Below are 19478 nucleotides of genomic sequence, written 5' to 3'. Positions count from 1 at the left end.
GTTCCACGCGTACCCATCCCGAACACGACCGTTAAGCCCTCCAGCGCCGATGGTACTTGGACCGAAGGGTCCTGGGAGAGTAGGACGCCGCCAAGCAATTCAAACCATTGTTGAGTTTTCAACAATGGTTTTTTGCGTTGTGCAGACCTGTGGAAATGTTGTGGATAATTTGAGAAAAAGACAGAAAAATTACACACATGTGGACACAATGTTGCAAAGTAGATTGTCTCATTTTTGTGGATACAATGCATATTTAAATGGTATCGTCAAGTAAAAAGGTCAGTAATACACGGTTTTTGTGGATAAAAACTTGAATATGTGGATAAAATCCGGTAAATCGGGGATAACTCTTGGGATAGATGAGGTTTAATCGTTAAGAAGAAAGTTTCGAAGTATAGAGTTGTGGATAAGTTGTTGATATACTCTGATTTTTTCACTGAAATAGCAATGAAAGTCGGATGCCTGTATACTCACATTAGATCGATTATTGTACAGATGAGGTGAGTTAATGGAGATCAGGCAATTGAATTCCACTGAATTTGAGGATAGCGTAAGCTTATCCCAATATGCTTTTCAGTATAAACTTTCCATCGAAGATAGAAAAAAGAAACAAGAAAGATTCAAACCGGAACGGATTTGGGGAATCTTTGAGGATGGTAGTCTTAGCGCAATGCTGACGCTGCTCCCACTGCAGGTCAACTTACAAGGCCGTACCGTGTCTATGGGGGGAATTGCCGGTGTATCCACATGGCCGGAAAATCGCAGACAAGGCCTTGTAGCTCAATTGTTGTCTCATACGCTAGAGACGATGAATGAAGCCGGACAAACGTTGTCCTTTTTGCACCCTTTCCTGATTCCATTCTATCGTAAATTTGGCTGGGAGATTTATTGTGAGACCAAGAATTATACGATTCCTGTCTCGCAGTTCCCTCGAAAAATTGACGTTAAAGGTAGTGTCCGCCGCGATGTGCGCGAGGACCTTGAGAAGCTTGAACAATTATATGAGCGTTTTGCCTCCCAATATAATGGAACTCTGGTTCGCAGCAAAGACTGGTGGGAACATTCCGTGCTAAATGAGAATACACATCATGCGGTCTTTTATTCGTCAGAAGGTGATCCAGAAGGGTATATCCTGTATAGGGTAGAGAATAGAGAGTTGATTATCAGGGAGTTTGTTTATCTGAATGAAGCCTCGCGGCAAGCTCTATGGACCTTCTTGGCTAATCATGACTCTATGGTGACTGGGGCATCGCTAAAGTTTGTTCCAAGTGATGATATTCTGCCTTTCCTGCTGCCGGATCCCCGAATTACCCAGGAGAACCATCCTTATTTTATGGGCCGCATTGTGAATGCTAAGGCTTTTGTAGAGGAGTATTCATTTAATGAATTCGCTCTTTCTGGTCAGTCAAAGGTATTCATCGAGGACCAGCATGCACCGTGGAATCATGGACTTTGGGAATGGCAGGTTACAGATCGAGGGGCGGCGTCTTTGAAAAAGATTGAAGGCGAGCACTCGCAAGGGGATGTGGTCCTCGATATTGGAACATTAACGGTACTGCTGCTCGGCTATAAGCGTCCGGCAGAAATGGCTAAGGTAGGCAGGATAACCGGTAGTGAGACAGGAGTACAATGGCTGGAGGATATTATCCCGGTACAGAAGACCGCTTTGTTTGACTTTTTCTAATCCTAATCATTCATATAAAGACTCAAGCTCTTTCATGGCAATCGCTGTGGAAGAGCTTTTTACATCCCACAATGAAACGATTTTACGCTCAAGCTTCGAATACAATGATCACATTTTGTAAAAAATAAGAGTAGGCACTTGGCATTGCAAAAAAATATGTTATAATATTAAAAAAGTCAAAGAAAGTCAAAGTCAACGCAAACCAAAATAAGAGGTGTTTGAACTTCCCACTGACTTACAAGGTATGTAACTTCGAACGCTAAGGTCACACTATAGTGTTTGTACCTTATCATGAAGTGGCTATGATGGTCAGGATTCTTTGATTGGACTGTTGGCACTCTTTCAATGGCAATATTGCAACATCAAGAATGGAATACTGGAGGATGAGTGATGCGTAATATCTCCGATATTATCGAACAATATCTGAAGAATATTTTGCATGAAAGTCCCGAAGGTACGGTGGAAATCCAGCGAAATGACCTGGCGGACCAGTTCTCATGCGTGCCGTCACAGATCAACTATGTCATCAGTACACGCTTTACTCTGCAAAAAGGGTATATCGTGGAGAGCAAGCGCGGAGGCGGCGGTTATATCCGGATTCAGCGTTTTGAGCTACCCCAGAATGTGGCTTTGCATACTCATCTGAATCACACAATTGGGGCCGGAATTGACCAAAATACTGCCGAAGGGCTAATTTATCAGCTGGAGGAAGCCCGTTTTCTGAGTCAGCGGGAAGCATGCCTTATGCGTGCTGCCATTTCTCGGGAATGCCTGACAGTTAAGCTTCCGTACCGGGATGAGATTCGTGCCAAGCTTATGAAGGCTATGCTAATCTCTTTACTGGGCAAATAAACGTCAATCCCAAGGGAGGGACTGTACCTCATGTTATGCCAGGAATGTGGCGCCAAGCCGGCAACGCTCCATTTTACCAAAATCGTGAATGGAGAGAAGACGGAATTTCATATTTGTGAGAGCTGCGCGCGGGAAAAGGGAGAACTGATTCCGGGAACAGCCGGAGGTTTCTCTATTCACAGTTTGCTCTCTGGTCTGCTTGATCTCGAAGGGGCAGGTAAGGAGAAGACTGCGGCAGCGAAGACCACACAAAGTCTGCAATGCGAGAATTGTGGAATGACTTACTCCCAGTTCAGCAAACTTGGCCGCTTCGGCTGCAGTTCTTGTTACAAATATTTCAACAATGCCTTGGACCCGCTATTCAAGCGTGTGCATGGTAGCACAGCACATGTGGGCAAGATTCCGAAACGCGCTGGAACTCGGATCGTCTTCAGACGTCAAATCGACGAGTTGAAGCTGCAGTTGCAGCAGAGTATCGCCCAGGAAGAGTTCGAGACCGCGGCTCAATTGCGGGATCAGATTCGTGAGCTTGAAAAAGAAATCGCACAAGAGTAAAGTCTTTGATATATAGGGGGGATATGACATGTCAAGTCTCCGTTTTACCGAAAAAGCACTTAGTGACTGGATGCGCAGCGACGGTGACCATTCTGAGATTGTCATCAGCAGTCGTATGCGAATCGCCCGTAATTTGCAGCATCTCCCTTTCCCTCTACTTGCATCTGCCGAGCAATCGGAAGAGGTATTGGAACAGCTTAGTCCTGTGTTTCAGGGAGAGGCGGCAGCAGATTTTGGCACCTTTCAGCTATTGAGGCTGGATGATCTGGAGGAGCTGGATAAGAAGGTACTGGTGGAGAAGCATCTTATCAGTCCCAATCTCGCCAATGATTCTCGCGGCGGAGCCGTAATATTGAACGAAGACGAGTCGGTCAGCATTATGATCAATGAAGAGGATCATTTGCGGATTCAGTGTCTTTTCCCCGGACTTCATGTCAAGGAAGCATGGGAGCGTGCCGCAGCCATTGACGATATCTTCGAGGCTTCGGTGAATTACGCTTTTGATGATAAAAGAGGATACCTCACTAGCTGTCCAACGAATGTTGGAACAGGTCTCAGGGCTTCCGTGATGCTGCACTTGCCAGCTCTCGTCATGACGCATCAGATTAACCGCATTCTCTCGGCAGTGAATCAGGTGGGATTGACCGTAAGAGGAATTTATGGTGAAGGCAGCGAAGCAGTAGGGAACATCTTTCAGATCTCCAATCAAATTACCCTTGGACAAACTGAAAGTGAGATCATTGAGAACCTGCATAGCGTAGTAACTCAGATTATCGAGCATGAACGAAATGCCCGTGAGCGTCTGCTGGCCGATTCAGCGCTGCGGATTACCGACCGGGTGATGCGTTCTTACGGTATTTTGTCCTATGCAGCAGTGATGGAACTCAAGGAATCTGCTCAACGTCTGTCGGATGTCCGGCTTGGTGTTGATCTGGGTATCCTAGAAGGACCATCGCTCTCCGTGCTTAACGAGCTGAATGTCAAGACACAGCCTGGATTTTTGCAGAAAATGTTTGGCGACGAGATGACATCTACTGAGCGCGATATGTATCGGGCGAAGCTGCTCCGCGAAACATTGGGATCACAACATTAATCATAGATATTTAATATTCATGGAGGTGCAGGAGATATGATGTTTGGAAGATTTACGGAACGCGCACAAAAAGTGCTTGCTTTGGCGCAGGAAGAAGCCGTTCGTTTGGGACACAACAATATTGGGACAGAACATATTTTGCTTGGGCTTATTCGCGAAGGAGACGGAATTGCCGCAAAAGCATTAATCGGTTTGGGTCTGGGTCTTGAGAAGATTCAAGACGAAGTGGAAACACTGATTGGCAGAGGCCAAGAACAGCCTACGAACATTGCTTATACTCCTCGCGCCAAAAAAGTTATCGAGCTGTCGATGGACGAAGCCCGCAAGCTGGGTCACACGTATGTCGGCACGGAGCATATCCTGCTCGGACTTATCCGTGAAGGAGAGGGCGTAGCAGCCCGCGTACTCAACAACCTGGGCATTAGCCTGAACAAGGCCCGCCAGCAAGTGCTGCAGCTTCTGGGCAGCAGTGAGGCGGCTTCCAGCCACAGTGGTACTCCAGCTAATGTTAGCACACCAACGCTGGATGGTCTGGCCCGTGATTTGACGGCCTATGCCAAGGATGGCAACCTTGACCCGGTTATCGGCCGAAGCAAAGAGATTGAGCGTGTAATCCAGGTGCTTAGCCGTCGTACCAAGAACAATCCGGTGCTGATTGGTGAGCCTGGGGTAGGTAAGACAGCTATTGCTGAAGGCCTGGCTCAGAAAATCATCAACAATGAGATTCCCGAGACCCTACGTGACAAACGTGTCATGACCCTGGATATGGGTTCCGTAGTGGCCGGTACCAAATACCGCGGTGAGTTCGAAGACCGCCTGAAGAAAATTATGGACGAGATTCGTCAAGCAGGTAACATCGTGCTCTTCATCGACGAGTTGCACACTCTGATTGGTGCAGGTGGGGCGGAAGGTGCTATTGATGCCTCCAACATCTTGAAACCGGCCTTGGCCCGTGGAGAGCTGCAGTGCATCGGGGCAACCACGCTGGACGAATACCGCAAATATATTGAGAAAGATGCTGCCTTGGAGCGCCGCTTCCAGCCGATTACGGTGGATCAGCCTTCTCCAGAGGAAGCTGTACAGATCCTGTTCGGACTGCGTGACCGTTATGAAGCTCACCACCGTGTGAAGATTACGGATCAAGCGATAGTTGAAGCAGTTAAGTTGTCTGACCGTTACATTCCAGATCGGTTCCTTCCGGACAAAGCGATCGACCTGATCGACGAAGCAGGCTCTAAGGTAAGACTCAATTCCTACACGATTCCGCCGAATCTGAAGGAACTGGAAAGCCGCCTGGATGATATTCGCAAAGAGAAGGATGCTGCGGTACAAAGCCAGGAGTTCGAGAAAGCGGCTGCGCTGCGCGATACCGAACAGAAAATCCGCGAGGAACTGGATACCACTAGGAACCAGTGGAAAGAAAAGCAAGGCCGTACCGATTCCGAGGTTACGCCTGAGGATATCGCTCAGGTTGTGGCTATCTGGACCGGCATTCCGGTTAGCAAGCTGAAAGAAGAAGAGACCGACCGCCTGCTGAACATGGAAGCTCTGCTTCATGAGCGTGTAATCGGCCAGGATGAAGCCGTGAAGGCTGTGAGCCGGGCACTCCGCCGGGCACGTGCGGGTCTGAAAGATCCGAAGCGTCCAATGGGCTCCTTTATCTTCCTCGGACCAACCGGTGTAGGTAAGACTGAGTTGGCTCGTGCGCTTGCTGAAGCAATGTTCGGCGACGAGAACGCGGTGATCCGGATCGACATGTCGGAATACATGGAGAAGCACTCCACGTCCCGTCTGGTCGGAGCTCCTCCAGGGTATGTTGGATATGAAGAAGGCGGACAACTGACTGAAAAAGTACGCCGCAAGCCTTACTCTGTTGTCTTGCTAGATGAGATCGAGAAGGCGCATCCGGAAGTATTCAACATTCTGCTGCAAGTGCTTGAAGACGGTCGTCTGACTGACTCTAAGGGCCGGGTAGTCGATTTCCGCAACACACTGATCATTCTGACCTCCAATGTTGGGGCACAGGCGATCAAGAAGAATTCGACGCTTGGATTCACCGCTGTACAAGATGCGGGAGCGGATTACAGCAATATGAAGGGCAAGGTTATGGAAGAGCTGAAGAAGAGCTTCCGACCTGAATTCCTGAACCGGATTGACGAGATCATCGTCTTCCACTCTCTGGAAGAGAAGCATATTGCCGAGATCGTGACCTTGATGTCCGACGAGCTGCGCAAGCGGCTGCGTGAATATGATGTTGAATTTGTCCTTACAGATAAGGCCAAGGCATTCCTGGCCAAAGAAGGATATGATCCTGCCTTTGGTGCTCGTCCGCTTCGCCGGGCGATCCAGAAGCATATTGAGGATCGTTTGTCCGAGGAATTGCTGAAAGGCAATATCCAAAAAGGAGATTCGCTGACCATTGATGAGGTTGATAACGAGCTTGTCGTCAACCGGGAAGTTAAGCCGGAAAACCCGTCATTGGAAAAAGAAGTAGAAGCTGAATAAGAATTATTATACAAAAGCCCTCAATTCTCCGATAAGAGAATTGGGGGCTTTTTTTAAATAGTTCCGGCTGAAACGGATACCGTCACTTAGAGGACGGCAAAGCCGGTTCTACTTGCGCGGAAGCATTCTTTTTAGGAAACTCGCTAATCCTAACGGAAACCGGGGCAAATCGCTTTCGGAATAGCCTTTCGTTCAAGGGTCAGAAATGGTAAACTTTTATTGGCAGGAAATATTCTGCTTTTTACAAAAGTTCCGACAGTAAGGAGAAGTCATGGCCAAAGCGAAAACAAAGTTTTACTGCACCGAATGCGGGTATGAATCGCCCAAATGGTTTGGGAAATGCCCAGGCTGCCAGGCGTGGAACTCCATGGTGGAGGAAACAGAAAGCGTAGTCAAAACCCAGGGCATGAGCGCCCCTATTTTTCATAGTAAAGAAAAAGCGCAGTCGATCATAAATATAGAAAGTGACAAGGAGCCGCGTATCCTGACAGGCATTGGCGAACTCAACCGTGTCCTGGGGGGCGGCATTGTGCCCGGCTCACTGGTGCTGGTGGGCGGCGATCCCGGTATCGGGAAATCCACGTTACTACTGCAGACTTCACATGCTTTAACGACGCAGGGGCTGCGTGTGCTGTATATCTCTGGGGAGGAATCGGTGCGCCAGACCCGTCTGCGAGCGGATCGCCTCGGGGCGTTGTCAGGTGAGCTATACGTGCTATGTGAGACCAACATGGAAAGCATTGAGGAAGCGATAGAGCAGATCCAGCCGCAGTTCCTTGTTATTGACTCCATTCAGACCGTATTTTTACCAGAAGTCACGAGTGCACCCGGCAGTGTTACGCAGGTTCGGGAATGTACGACAAGATTCATGCGAATCGCCAAAATCCGCGGGATTGCCACAGTGCTTGTAGGGCATGTCACCAAGGAGGGGGCTATCGCGGGACCGCGGATGCTGGAGCATATGGTGGATTGCGTGCTGTATTTCGAAGGGGAGCGCCATCATACGTACCGGCTGCTCCGGGCGGTCAAGAACCGCTTTGGTTCTACCAATGAGATCGGCATCTTCGAAATGGGTGAGGGGGGACTCGTTGAAGTCGAGAACCCTTCCGAGCTTTTCCTGTCAGAACGCCCGCTTGGAGTAGCGGGATCGACAGTCGTGGCCAGCATGGAGGGCACCCGGCCGGTACTTGTGGAGCTGCAAGCCCTTGTTGCAGCGACACATTTTCCATCTCCGCGGCGTATGTGCACCGGGATGGATCACCAGCGTATGGCGCTGATCATCGCTGTACTGGAGAAACGGATGGGCATGTTCTTACAGAACCAGGATGCCTATCTTAACGTAGCCGGTGGTGTGAAGCTGGATGAGCCAGCGATTGATCTCGCCGTGGCAGTCAGCATCGCCTCCAGCTTCCGGGATATTTCGACTAAACCGTATGATGTATTCTTCGGGGAAGTTGGTCTTACCGGTGAGGTGAGAGGTGTGTCGCGTGCGGAAACACGTGTTAAGGAAGCTGCGAAACTTGGCTTCCGGCGGGTCATCATGCCTGAGAAGAGCATGAAAGGATGGAAGCACCCGCAGGATATTCAGATTATTGGCGTCAGCACCGTAGCAGATGCACTATCGGTCGCGTTAGATTAGGGGGCACAGGGACATGAAAGAAAACCTATCAGATAATATGAATGATCTGCTCAGACTGGCGGCACCCGGTACACCTTTCCGGGAAGGGCTAGAGAACGTACTACGCGCTAAGACTGGCGCGCTTATCGTCGTTGGATACAGCCCAGAGGTGATGGCAGTCGTAGACGGCGGATTCTCCATTAATTGCGATTTTTCGCCAAACTATTTGTATGAATTGGCCAAGATGGACGGTGCTATTATCCTAAGCGAGGATCTTAAGCGGATACTGTATGCCAACACACAGCTAATCCCGGACTCCTCGATCTCCTCCATTGAGACAGGAATCCGCCACCGGACCGCTGAACGCGTAGCCAAGCAAACGGGGAAATTGGTGGTTTCCATCTCCCAGCGTCGGAATATTATTACTCTGTATCAAGGCTCTATCCGTTATGCCCTGAAGGAAATTGGCGCTATTCTTGCGAAGGCCAATCAAGCCATTCAGACACTGGAGAAGTACAGAGCGGTACTAACTCAAGGACTGACCAACCTGTCCGCTTCCGAATATGAGGGGATTGTGACCGTAGCGGAAGTGGTTGGAGTTATCCAGCGGGTAGAAATGGTACTGCGGATTAAAATGGAAATCAAACGCTACATCAACGAATTGGGCAATGAAGGCCGTCTGATTAGCATGCAGATGGAAGAACTGGTCGGAAATACAGAGGAAGAAGCATGGCTTTTATACAGAGACTATGCAAGGGAAGAGCAAGAGGAGAAAATCCGCGAAATTATTGCCGGGCTTAAACGCGCGTCGGACGATGAACTGATGGACGATAACCATATCGCTCGCCTGTTGGGTTATTCCTCCACAGCCGTTGCTTCGGAAGAAGTGGTGACACCACGCGGTTACCGCCTGCTTAACAAAATTCCGCGACTGCCGAATGTGATCATTCACAATCTGGTGGAGCGCTTCGAGATGCTCCCTAATCTTATGACGGCCAGCATTGCGGAATTGGACGAAGTTGACGGGATCGGCGAGGTGCGAGCTCGCAATATCCAAGAAGGGTTAAAACGTTTGCAGAAACAAGTGCTTATTGACAGACAAATGTAAATATCATACAATCACGTAATATTGGTGACGTAGAGGCTCAAAGTTAGAATGTAGAGGTGAAGAATTTGATACAAAAATCAATTCCGAGTCTGTTTACCATCGGTAACTTGATGCTCGGAATGTTCGGGATCATGATGGCGCTGGATGGCAATGTTAGCATGGCCGCGATCATGGTTATTATTGCAATGCTACTTGACGGCCTGGATGGCCGTGTGGCTCGTGCCCTTAAGTGTGAGAGTGAATTCGGCAAGGAGCTCGATTCATTGTCGGATATTGTGTCATTCGGGGTTGCTCCCGCTTTGATCATGTATATGACGAGTTTGCAGAACCTCAATTCGGCATTAGGATGGACGGTTGCTGCCATTTTCCCGGTGTTCGGCGCACTCCGCCTGGCCCGTTTTAATGTACGCCCGGGAGTTCCCGGCTATTTTATCGGTTTGCCAATACCTGCCGCTGGTGGCGTTGTTGCCACTCTGGCGCTTTTTCATAAAGATGTGTCCCCTGGATTCATGATTGTGGCGACATTGCTCTTATCTTATCTGATGGTAAGTACGGTGAAATACCCGAATTTCAAAAAAATTGGTCTGCCCAAGAAAGCTATTATTGGTGCGCCGCTGGTGATTGTGGTTGCCGTGGCCGTAGCCGTGATTTTCCCTGAGCAAATTGCCAAGCTGATCTTCGTGCTGCTGGGTCTTTATGCGTTATACGGCTTCAAGCAGAATCTCGATCGTTTGACAGCAAGACGCCGTCACCGTCGCAGAAGACGATCCGAAGATAAAGTGTATCATTCCAAGAACGGCTAACAGCGGGAGCCTGCGGTTACTGAGTAGAATATAACTGTATGAGAAAGACTTTGCGGTCCTGAATGGACAGCAGAGTCTTTTTTTTCGTAAATGCAAGAAAACGGATACCGTCCACTGAAGGGGGATATCCGTTTTCTTGTTATATGCGGAACCTTATAAAATGGCGGTGTTTCGAAACATGAATTACACAGGGGAAGTGAAGACGGCACCATTGCTTGAGGTCAGGATAGATTGAACAATCCCAACGTTGCGCATTTCTGCGATTCCTTCTCTACAACCTCGTCCATGTTGATATCAAGTAAATTACAGAGGGCAGACATATAAAACAACTCACGGCCCAGCTCCGAGCCGATAACTTCCCGGCAATTCTCACACAGATGTCCCTCTACGTGGGTACCGGCAAGTTCTTTAGCATGCTCTAGCCCAGCACCGGGCTCAAAAACCTGTTTCGTGGCATGTAGCTGTATGCAGCCGCATTCTGTGATGGCTTTGACAACGGCGCGGTTGACGGATGCGCTGCTCTGTCCGTTCTTGGACAGCACATCCAGCAGACTACGGTGACGGAGCAGCAGTTCGGAGACTTGATCCTGAAAGGCCTGTAAACTTAGTGCGCTCATTTCCATTCACCCCTGGGTTCGTAATTGAGTTCATTATATGACAGGGCATCCACTATTTTCAACCCGGAAGTAAGACATCCCGTTGTAATTCCCCTGCATAAATACATTGCGTAGAAAAAATAACTGCACCTGCGATTATCGTCCTAAAAATTGGAACATACTGGTGAGGAATACAGCATTTTAGGATGAATATAGAAGGAGGTGCGCGAGTGATGTGGAAAAAGTTAATTTTGTCCTTCGTCGCAATTTGCGGGGGCTGGGGCGGTTATTCGTTATATCATGCGGCAGAAAGAAGTTTTCCTATAGGTGCAGGGAGATTGGCAAATAGCCTGCCGGTGGAGGGAAGTATTTTATTCGCGGTGCTGGGAGCCATTATTTTTCTGATTGCGGGAACGTTGAGCGCAGAATGGGTAGGTATTAAGCTGCGGGAGGCGGTCCAGTTCTGCTCACGTGTACCGATGAATGAGCTGGCCGCAGGGGCTGCTGGTTTGACCGGAGGTCTGGTGCTGTCGATCTTACTGCATCCCGCTCTGGGCTGGCTGGGAAAGGCCGGACAGCTGCTTCAGGTAGTTGCTACGATTGCCTTGGGATATATGGGGATGCGGATCGGGCTGGAGAAGAAGCAGGAGCTGGCCACCCTGTGGACGAGCGGTCGCTTCGGACAAGCGGACGAGCCAGAGGGCCGTGGGCTGGAGGAACATAAAATTCTGGACACCAGTGTTATCATTGACGGACGGATTGCCGATATCTGCAAGACAGGATTTATCGAAGGAACGATTGTCATTCCTGAATTTGTTCTGGAGGAGCTGCAGCATATTGCTGACTCTTCTGATCTGCTGAAGCGCAACCGCGGACGACGCGGACTGGACATTCTGAACAAAATCCAGAAAGAGCTGGATGTCAAAGTCCTGATCTATGAGGGGGATTTTGAAGAAATCTCCGAGGTGGATAGCAAGTTAGTCAAGCTGGCCAAGGTGTTGCGAGGTAAAGTTGTTACCAACGATTTTAACTTGAACAAAGTATGTGAGCTTCAGGGAGTATCCGTGCTTAATATCAATGATCTTGCCAACGCAGTGAAGCCAGTCGTGCTGCCCGGAGAAGAAATTGTTGTGCAAGTCATCAAGGATGGTAAGGAGCATGGTCAGGGAGTGGCTTATCTCGATGACGGAACGATGATTGTCGTGGAAGGCGGACGCGAATATATTGGCACGACGATGGAAGTTCTGGTGACCAGTGTTCTTCAGACCTCCGCTGGACGGATGATCTTTGCTAAGCCGAAGCTGCTAGAGAAGGCGCAATAACCCTGAACATCTGCTAGTGCAGGCTCTGAAATGGGTTGGAAATGCCCGTCAAACACGTTATGATGGGGGTATACGTGAAAGACAGGAGCTTAGGGGATGTCAAACAGTGTAGGCGCCGTGATTGTGGCGGCAGGCAAAGGAACACGGATGGGAACAGCAGAAAGCAAGCAGTACTTGCTGCTGGAGGGCAAGCCGATTGCTGTACATACGCTGGAGGTGTTTCAGCGGCATGAGCGGATCTCGGAAATCGTCCTCGTTACCGGGGCTGAGGATATGGAGCGATGCCAGGAATGGATAGCTGCTTATAAGCTGGACAAGGTTAAGATGATTGTTCCAGGCGGTTCCGAGCGACAGCACTCGGTGTACAGAGGGCTACTGCAACTGAACACCGAATGGGTAATGGTTCATGACGGTGTCCGGCCGTTCGTGCATCCTCGCGAGATTGAGGCCTGTTACCAGCAAGCACTTCAGAGCGGAGCCGCTGTGCTGGCTGTTCCGGTCAAGGATACGATCAAGCAGGTGGACAGCGGAGGGACCGTGGTGTCTACGCCGGATCGGCGAAGTCTGTGGGCGATTCAGACCCCGCAGACTTTTCGTCTGTCTGATTTGCTGATGGCCTATGAAACGGCGGAGCAGGATGGGTTTCTCGGTACGGATGATTCCAGTCTGGCCGAACGCGCCGGTATTGCCGTGTCTGTAGTAGAGGGTAGCTACAGGAATATTAAGATTACCACGCCTGAAGATCTTGATTTTGCGGAATTCACAGAAAGAACCAGGGGAGAGGGAGACAAATGATTGCTGTAGGACAAGGGTTTGACGTGCATCAGTTGGTGGAAGGAAGGCCATGCATTATCGGTGGAGTAACCATTCCATATGAAAAGGGGCTGCTGGGTCACTCTGATGCCGACGTGCTGCTGCACGCGGTCAGCGACGCTATCTTGGGCGCACTGGGACTTGGAGATATCGGCCGCCATTTTCCGGATACCGATCCGGCTTTCAAAGACGCTGATAGCTTGAAACTGTTGGAGCAGGTGTGGGCGCTTGCACGGGAGCGGGGATACAAGCTTGGGAACATCGATTCCACTATTATTGCCCAAAAACCGAAGATGGCACCGTATATTCCACAAATGACGGAAATTATCGCGCGTGTACTGGGTGCAGAGAGCACTCAGGTCAACGTTAAAGCAACCACCACGGAGCAGCTCGGCTTTGCCGGACGCGGTGAGGGGATAGCAGCGCAATCTATTGTCTGTCTGCTTAAAGATGTGATATCATCATGAGATGGCTGAACCAGGAATTTTATTTTTAACAACATGAGCGGAGGGATTGAAATGGCGGATGAAATCCGGGTGCGTTACGCACCGAGCCCTACGGGACATTTACATATCGGAAACGCCAGAACGGCGTTATTTAATTATTTGTACGCCCGCAACAAGGGTGGGAAATTCATTATCCGGATCGAAGATACGGACGTAAAGCGCAATATCGCCGGTGGCGAAGAAAGCCAGCTGAAATACTTGAAGTGGCTCGGTATTGAGTGGGATGAAAGTATTGATGTAGGCGGCGAATACGGCCCTTACCGCCAGACGGAGCGGCTGGATCTGTACCGTGTTCACTGGCAGGACTTGCTGGACCGTGGATTGGCTTATCACTGCTATTGCACGGAAGAGGAGCTGGAGGCAGAACGCGAAGAGCAGACAGCTCGAGGCGAGACTCCGCGCTATTCCGGCAAGCATCGTGATCTGACCGAGGAGCAACGCCTTGCGTTTGAAGCCGAGGGACGTGTAGCCAGCATCCGCTTCCGGGTGCCGGAAGACCGGACGTACACTTTTGATGATATCGTTAAAGGCAGTATTTCTTTCAATACGAAGGAAATGGGCGACTTTGTTATTGTGAAAAAAGATGGGATTCCAACTTACAACTTCGCGGTTACCGTGGACGACTATCTGATGAAAATCTCGCATGTGCTGCGCGGGGAAGACCATATCTCCAACACGCCGCGCCAGCTGATGATTTATGAAGCACTGGGCTGGGAAGCGCCGCTATTCGGACATATGACGCTGATTGTGGGCGAGAACCACAAGAAGCTCAGCAAGCGTGATGAATCGGTTATCCAGTTCATTGAGCAGTATGATAAGCTCGGATATCTGCCGGAAGCGCTGTTCAATTTTATTTCTCTCCTCGGCTGGTCGCCGGAAGGGGAAGAGGAAATCTACAGCAAGGATGAACTCATCCGCATCTTTACGTCGGACAGATTGTCCAAGAGCCCTGCTGTGTTCGATACAAACAAGTTGGCCCACTTGAACAACCATTATATTAAAAATGCTGATCCGAAGCGGATTGCCGCGCTGGCTATTCCTCATCTGCAGCAAGCGGGAAGACTTCCTGCTGAACTTAACGAAGAAGAGCAAGCCTGGGCGGAAAGCCTTGTTGCCCTCTATCAGGAGCAACTGGTGTCCGCTTCCGATATCGTAGGCCTGTCAGAGCTGTTCTTCCGTAGCCACCTGGAGCTGGAAAGTGAAGCCGTGCAGGTACTGGCGGAAGATACAGTCCCTGTAGTGCTATCTGCATTCCTGGCAAAGGTCGAAAACACCTCCGAATTTAATGCAGCTCATATCGCTGCCTTAATCAAGGAAGTGCAGAAGGAGACCGGGCATAAGGGCAAAGCGCTATTCATGCCGATTCGTGTCGCATTGACTGGACAAACTCATGGCCGTGATCTCAATGCTACCATTGCCCTGCTGGGTCAAAATCGGGTTATTGAACGCTTGAAATCGCAGATTAAAGGCGCCTAAGCGTTGCTGGGTGATTGCGGACTGCCCCTTGTCAGTCCTTCATCTTTTCGCTAAGATAGAAGAATACTATTAATAGCTATGATCAGGAAAAGTACGTGCAATAAGGCAATTGCCAGAGAGAATAACCGCGAAGAGTTCAATCTTTTCAGGCTGAGAGTTATTCATTTGTCTGCCACGGAACATGCGCCTGTGAGCTGCACGGCTGAGCGTCCTTTTGCAAGGGTCCGTTAGGCTGCGCCGGTACGTCCCCGTTATGGACGTCAAGGGGGACGAAGAACCGCTGCTATTGATATTCACGGCAGCCTGGAATCCGTCCAAGCAGAGTGGAACCGCGTTTTAACGTCTCTGCAGCGTTATGCTGCAGGGACGTTTTTTATTTGATTTTTCCATTAGGGTGTACAAATGATTGTTCGTGTACGGACAGTCAAATCAGTGAATGCGGCATATGCTGGAGCAGAGAGTTAGTGAAGGAATTGGAACATTTGCCGGATAGGTCTTATAGAAGCTTTTTATAGAGAGACCGGGTGTTGTTCCAGAAGACATTATCTTCCGCGCAGACCTGTAAGCAGGAGGCAAGGAAGTCAAGAGAAGGGGAGCGCGATGTTTAAGCATATCAAGTCGGACATTCGGGCCGTTTTTGACAATGATCCCGCAGCCCGAAGCTGGTTTGAGGTTGTCTTCACCTATGCAGGTCTGCACGCTATTTGGGGTCATCGGCTCGCTCATTATTTTTTCAAGCGTCATTTTTATACACTCGCGCGCATCGTGTCGCAATTCAGCAGATTTATGACCGGCGTGGAAATTCACCCTGGGGCTGTCATCGGCAACAGGTTGTTTATTGACCATGGCATGGGCATTGTCATCGGGGAGACCTGCGAGATTGGTGATGATGTCATCATCTATCAAGGGGTCACGCTGGGGGGAACAGGTAAGGAAAAGGGCAAACGCCATCCTACAATAGGTAATAATGTAGTCATTGGTTCCGGTGCGAAGGTATTAGGATCCTTCCGAATCGGCGACAATTCCAATATAGGCTCCAATGCGGTCGTCCTGCGCGAAGTGCCGAACAATAGCACAGTTGTAGGGAATCCGGGCCGTGTGGTCAAACGCAACGGGGAACGGGTATCTGATCGGCTCGATCATACGAAGATGCCAGACCCGCTTGTCGATTCACTTCGCTTCTTGCAGAAGGAGATTGAAGAAATACGGGAGCAGCTGGGCGGTACAGAAGACAAACAGAAGGCCGAGCAGCGGCGTCTCGAAAGCCAGCAGTACATTGGCGATTATGAAATTTAAGTTTACCGGTATTCAAAAGGGGATCCGGCGATAACAGAAGGGATTGGAATGAGATGGCTTTGCAAATTTACAACACTATGACGCGCAGCAAGGAACAGTTTGTGCCTCAGGAACCGGGCAAGATAAAAATGTACGTATGCGGTCCTACCGTATACGGGTATATGCACATCGGCAATGCCCGGCCGGTTATCGTATTCGACACGGTTCGCAATTATCTGGAGCAGCTCGGCAACGATGTTCAGTATGTTACGAACTTCACAGATGTCGATGACAAGATGATCCGCAAGGCGGAAGATATGAACATTACGGTGGCTGAAGTGGCGGAGATGTTCATAGCCGCTTATTACGAGGATCTTAAGGGACTGGATGTCAAGCCGGCCACACTGAATCCACGTGTAACGGATAGTATGGGGATTATCATCGGATTCATTAAGGATCTTGAAGATAAGGGCTTTGCGTATGAAAGTGGCGGGGACGTGTTCTACCGGACGGCCAAGTTCAAAGATTACGGTAAGCTGTCGCGTCAGAACCTGGAGGAACTGCAGTTTGGGATTCGGGTGGAAGTGGACGCCCGCAAGGAGAAACCCGAGGATTTTGTACTCTGGAAAGCGGCGAAGCCAGGAGAAGTATCTTGGGAGAGCCCATGGGGAGCGGGTCGTCCAGGCTGGCACATTGAGTGCTCGGCTATGGCACGCGAGTTCCTTGGTGACACTATGGATATCCACGGTGGTGGACAGGATTTGCAGTTCCCGCACCATGAATGCGAATGCGCACAGACTGAGGCCCTGACTGACAAGCCGTTGTCTAACTACTGGATGCATAATGGTTTCGTCAATATCGGAGACGAGAAAATGTCGAAATCACTCGGAAACGGCCTGCTGGTAAAGGATATCCGTGAGCGCTTCAAGGCGGGAGCGATCCGTTACTTCATGCTTTCCACACACTATCGCAATCCGCTAAATTTCACGATGGATGCGCTGGCCTCAGCGGAGAAAAGTGTGGAGCGGATTTCGGTTGCGGTAAGCAATGTGAAGCATCGTTTGGAACTAGCTGGAACTGTGAACGGCGCTACGGCTAGCAAGGAAATCAACGACAAGTTGGACGGTATTCTGGCGGTGTTCCATGCTAAAATGCAGGATGACTTCAATACGCCGGATGCCATTACGGCTGTATTCGATTGGGTGAGCTTGGCGAACCTGACCTTGGCGGATAATAACGCTGCTGCTGCCGATCTGGCTGCGCTGCTGAAGGCCTTTGATGAGATGAATACAGTATTGATCCTGACGTCTGAAGTGGAAGAAGAAGTAGCGGGCGAGGAAGTGGAGCGGCTGATTGCTGAACGGGCAGAGGCGCGCAAGAACAAGAATTGGGCTCGTTCCGATGAAATCCGCGATGAACTGAGCGCTATGGGAATCCTCCTTGAAGACACTCCGCAGGGAATGCGGTGGCGGCGTAAATGAGTGATGAAGAAACATTGAACATAGAAGGATGGTTTCCGTATGATCCATCCAAGCCGGTGCGGCTCCTCTCACCTATCGTACTAGCGTACGTAGGTGATGCTATTTATGAGGTTGCCGTCCGGCAATACCTTGTATCCCTGCCGAATCTGCGGCCGAATCATTTGCATCGTACGGCAACGGGACTGGTGTCGGCCAAGGCGCAGTGTGCCATTCTTGCACATCTGGAGCCGGTGTTGACTGAAGAAGAGCAGGATATTGCCCGCCAAGGACGGAATGCAAAGTCGGGATCGATCCCGAAAAATGCGAATGTGTTGGAATACCGCCATGCTACGGCTTTTGAATGTTTGATCGGGTATTTATACTATACGGGACAGCAGGCAAGATTACAGGAAATTGTGCACATCGGCATAGAGTTTATGCAGAACCGGCCATGATCTAGTAAGGAATGACCACAAACAGGAGGCAATAAAAATGGAAGAATTGAAAACAGAAGAAGAAATATTGGCCGGAAAGCATTCTGTGCTGGAGGCGCTGCGTGCAGGACGTACTCTGAATAAAATATGGATTGCCGAAACTGCGCAAAAGCATCTGACCGCGCCAATCGTGGCTGAAGCCCGCAAAGCGGGGATTGTGATTCAGCATGTGGACAAGCGTAAGCTGGACCAATTAGCTCCAGGTGTGCAGCACCAGGGTGTAGTAGCACAAGCGGCGCCGTTTGCGTATGTAGAGGTTGATGACTTGCTGGCCGCGGCTGCGGCTAAAGGTGAAGCTCCTTTTCTCATTTTGCTAGACGAGATCGAAGATCCTCATAACCTCGGTTCCATTCTGCGTACTGCGGATTGCACCGGCGTTCATGGTGTGATTGTACCGAAGCGCCGCTCTGCGCAAATTACGGCGACGGTGTCCAAAACTTCGGCTGGTGCGGTGGAATATGTTCCGGTAGCGCGCGTGACTAATCTTGGACAAACTATCGATCGCTTGAAAGAACAGGGAATATGGGTTGTGGGTACCGACGTCGATACCGATCAGGATCTGTATGCTTCGGATATTTTCACAGGACCGGTAGCTGTAGTAATCGGTAATGAGAACAAGGGAATGGGTCGTCTGATTCGGGAAAAATGCGATGTGCTGCTCAAGCTGCCAATGTCCGGGAAAATCAATTCCCTTAACGCTTCCGTTGCTGCGGGCGTAGTGATGTACGAAGTGCTGCGCCGCCGCCGTCAGCAGGGATAGCCTATGGCCGACTGGCGCGATGTGCTGCTTGTAGACGGATATAACATGATTGGCGGCTGGCCGGAGCTTGCGGCATTGTCGATGAAGGGGATGCAGGAAGCGCGCGATCGACTTCTGGATCTGCTCGCGGATTATCAGGCATATTCGGGCCGCCGGGTTATCGCCGTTTTTGATGCTTACCGGGTTCCGGGACTGGGGCGTTCGTTCGTGCAGGGCAAGGTACAGGTCTACTTCACGAAGGAAAAAGAAACAGCTGATGAATGCATAGAGCGGTTGGTCGGTGAATTCAGTCACCGTCGCCGGCAGATCTATGTAGCCACCAGCGACTTTGTGGAACAGCATGTTATTTTTGCACAAGGAGCACTTCGGGTTTCGGCAAGGGAATTACGGCTTGAAGTGGAAGAGAATCAGAAGGAAGTCAAGAAAGCCATAGAACCGGGGAGCACAGGTTCAACCCGTCATTCCCTGGAGGATAAATTGCCACCCGATGTACGCAGCAGGCTGGAAAATTGGCGGCGGCAATGAAATAATACGGAAATTGACCCGGATATGTCATTG

General features: G+C 50.0%; 18 protein-coding genes and 1 rRNA gene. 18 read left to right on the top strand and 1 reads right to left on the bottom strand.

The features are described from left to right. From rrf to pssA, 9 genes are all read left to right on the top strand, one after another. A 5S ribosomal RNA gene (gene rrf, locus AC3Y23_RS27755) occupies positions 1-96 on the top strand; the annotation flags it as partial. A gap of 412 nt (positions 97-508) precedes the next feature. Continuing rightward, positions 509-1684, top strand: a complete 1176-nt coding sequence (locus tag AC3Y23_RS27750) for a GNAT family N-acetyltransferase (RefSeq protein WP_379205251.1) — start codon at positions 509-511, stop codon at positions 1682-1684. Between the two features lie 390 nt (positions 1685-2074). Then, positions 2075-2536, top strand: a complete 462-nt coding sequence (locus AC3Y23_RS27745; RefSeq protein WP_379205249.1) for a CtsR family transcriptional regulator — start codon at positions 2075-2077, stop codon at positions 2534-2536. A 30-nt stretch (positions 2537-2566) separates the two neighbouring features. Further along, the gene (gene mcsA, locus AC3Y23_RS27740; protein WP_379205247.1) at positions 2567-3091 is read left to right on the top strand and encodes a protein-arginine kinase activator protein McsA; all 525 of its coding nucleotides are present in this window, start codon (positions 2567-2569) and stop codon (positions 3089-3091) included. 28 nt (positions 3092-3119) lie between these two features. Next, positions 3120-4184: a protein-arginine kinase McsB gene (mcsB, locus tag AC3Y23_RS27735; protein WP_379205245.1), complete on the top strand. Its 1065-nt coding sequence runs from the start codon at positions 3120-3122 to the stop codon at positions 4182-4184. A gap of 36 nt (positions 4185-4220) precedes the next feature. Next, positions 4221-6689 carry an ATP-dependent protease ATP-binding subunit ClpC gene (clpC, locus tag AC3Y23_RS27730; protein WP_379205243.1) on the top strand — a complete coding sequence of 823 codons (2469 nt, stop codon included), beginning with the start codon at positions 4221-4223 and terminating at the stop codon, positions 6687-6689. Positions 6690-6960: 271 nt separating this feature from the next. Beyond that, a complete protein-coding gene (radA, locus tag AC3Y23_RS27725; RefSeq protein WP_175370366.1) occupies positions 6961-8328 on the top strand; it encodes a DNA repair protein RadA in 1368 nt (455 codons plus the stop codon). A 13-nt stretch (positions 8329-8341) separates the two neighbouring features. Next, positions 8342-9415, top strand: coding sequence for a DNA integrity scanning diadenylate cyclase DisA (gene disA / locus AC3Y23_RS27720; RefSeq protein WP_379205240.1), 1074 nt, complete (start codon positions 8342-8344; stop codon positions 9413-9415). A 65-nt stretch (positions 9416-9480) separates the two neighbouring features. Then, positions 9481-10218, top strand: a complete 738-nt coding sequence (gene pssA, locus AC3Y23_RS27715) for a CDP-diacylglycerol--serine O-phosphatidyltransferase (RefSeq protein ID WP_379205261.1) — start codon at positions 9481-9483, stop codon at positions 10216-10218. Between the two features lie 221 nt (positions 10219-10439). On the opposite strand, the gene AC3Y23_RS27710 is transcribed toward pssA, so the two are convergent. Beyond that, positions 10440-10835, bottom strand: coding sequence for a nucleoside triphosphate pyrophosphohydrolase family protein (locus AC3Y23_RS27710; protein WP_379205238.1), 396 nt, complete (start codon positions 10833-10835; stop codon positions 10440-10442). Positions 10836-11047: 212 nt separating this feature from the next. Between AC3Y23_RS27710 and AC3Y23_RS27705 the strand changes: the two genes are divergently transcribed. The 9 genes from AC3Y23_RS27705 to AC3Y23_RS27665 all read left to right on the top strand — a co-directional run bounded on the left by AC3Y23_RS27705 (position 11048) and on the right by AC3Y23_RS27665 (position 19445). After that, on the top strand, positions 11048-12136 hold the full coding sequence (locus AC3Y23_RS27705; protein ID WP_379205236.1) for a PIN/TRAM domain-containing protein: 1089 nt from the start codon (positions 11048-11050) through the stop codon (positions 12134-12136). A 96-nt stretch (positions 12137-12232) separates the two neighbouring features. Continuing rightward, entirely contained in the window at positions 12233-12931 is a 699-nt protein-coding gene (ispD, locus tag AC3Y23_RS27700) for a 2-C-methyl-D-erythritol 4-phosphate cytidylyltransferase (RefSeq protein ID WP_379205234.1), read from the top strand. Continuing rightward, entirely contained in the window at positions 12928-13416 is a 489-nt protein-coding gene (gene ispF / locus AC3Y23_RS27695; protein WP_379205231.1) for a 2-C-methyl-D-erythritol 2,4-cyclodiphosphate synthase, read from the top strand. The genes ispD and ispF overlap by 4 nt, the downstream gene beginning before the upstream one ends. A gap of 51 nt (positions 13417-13467) precedes the next feature. Then, positions 13468-14931 (top strand): glutamate--tRNA ligase, encoded by a 1464-nt coding sequence (gene gltX, locus AC3Y23_RS27690; protein WP_379205259.1) that lies wholly within the window; start codon positions 13468-13470, stop codon positions 14929-14931. A gap of 600 nt (positions 14932-15531) precedes the next feature. Beyond that, complete coding sequence (gene cysE, locus AC3Y23_RS27685; RefSeq protein WP_066367735.1) at positions 15532-16227, top strand: serine O-acetyltransferase; 696 nt, start codon at positions 15532-15534, stop codon at positions 16225-16227. 53 nt (positions 16228-16280) lie between these two features. Next, complete coding sequence (cysS, locus tag AC3Y23_RS27680) at positions 16281-17687, top strand: cysteine--tRNA ligase (protein ID WP_379205228.1); 1407 nt, start codon at positions 16281-16283, stop codon at positions 17685-17687. Then, positions 17684-18121 (top strand): Mini-ribonuclease 3, encoded by a 438-nt coding sequence (locus AC3Y23_RS27675; RefSeq protein WP_379205226.1) that lies wholly within the window; start codon positions 17684-17686, stop codon positions 18119-18121. Before cysS ends, AC3Y23_RS27675 begins: the two co-directional genes overlap by 4 nt. Positions 18122-18158: 37 nt before the next feature. Beyond that, positions 18159-18920, top strand: a complete 762-nt coding sequence (gene rlmB, locus AC3Y23_RS27670) for a 23S rRNA (guanosine(2251)-2'-O)-methyltransferase RlmB (RefSeq protein ID WP_379205224.1) — start codon at positions 18159-18161, stop codon at positions 18918-18920. Positions 18921-18923: 3 nt separating this feature from the next. Next, positions 18924-19445 (top strand): NYN domain-containing protein, encoded by a 522-nt coding sequence (locus AC3Y23_RS27665; protein ID WP_379205222.1) that lies wholly within the window; start codon positions 18924-18926, stop codon positions 19443-19445. The last annotated feature ends 33 nt before the right edge of the window (positions 19446-19478 follow it).

This window comes from Paenibacillus sp. MAHUQ-45, assembly GCF_058133325.1.
This window is presented reverse-complemented; position numbering and strand designations above follow the sequence as displayed.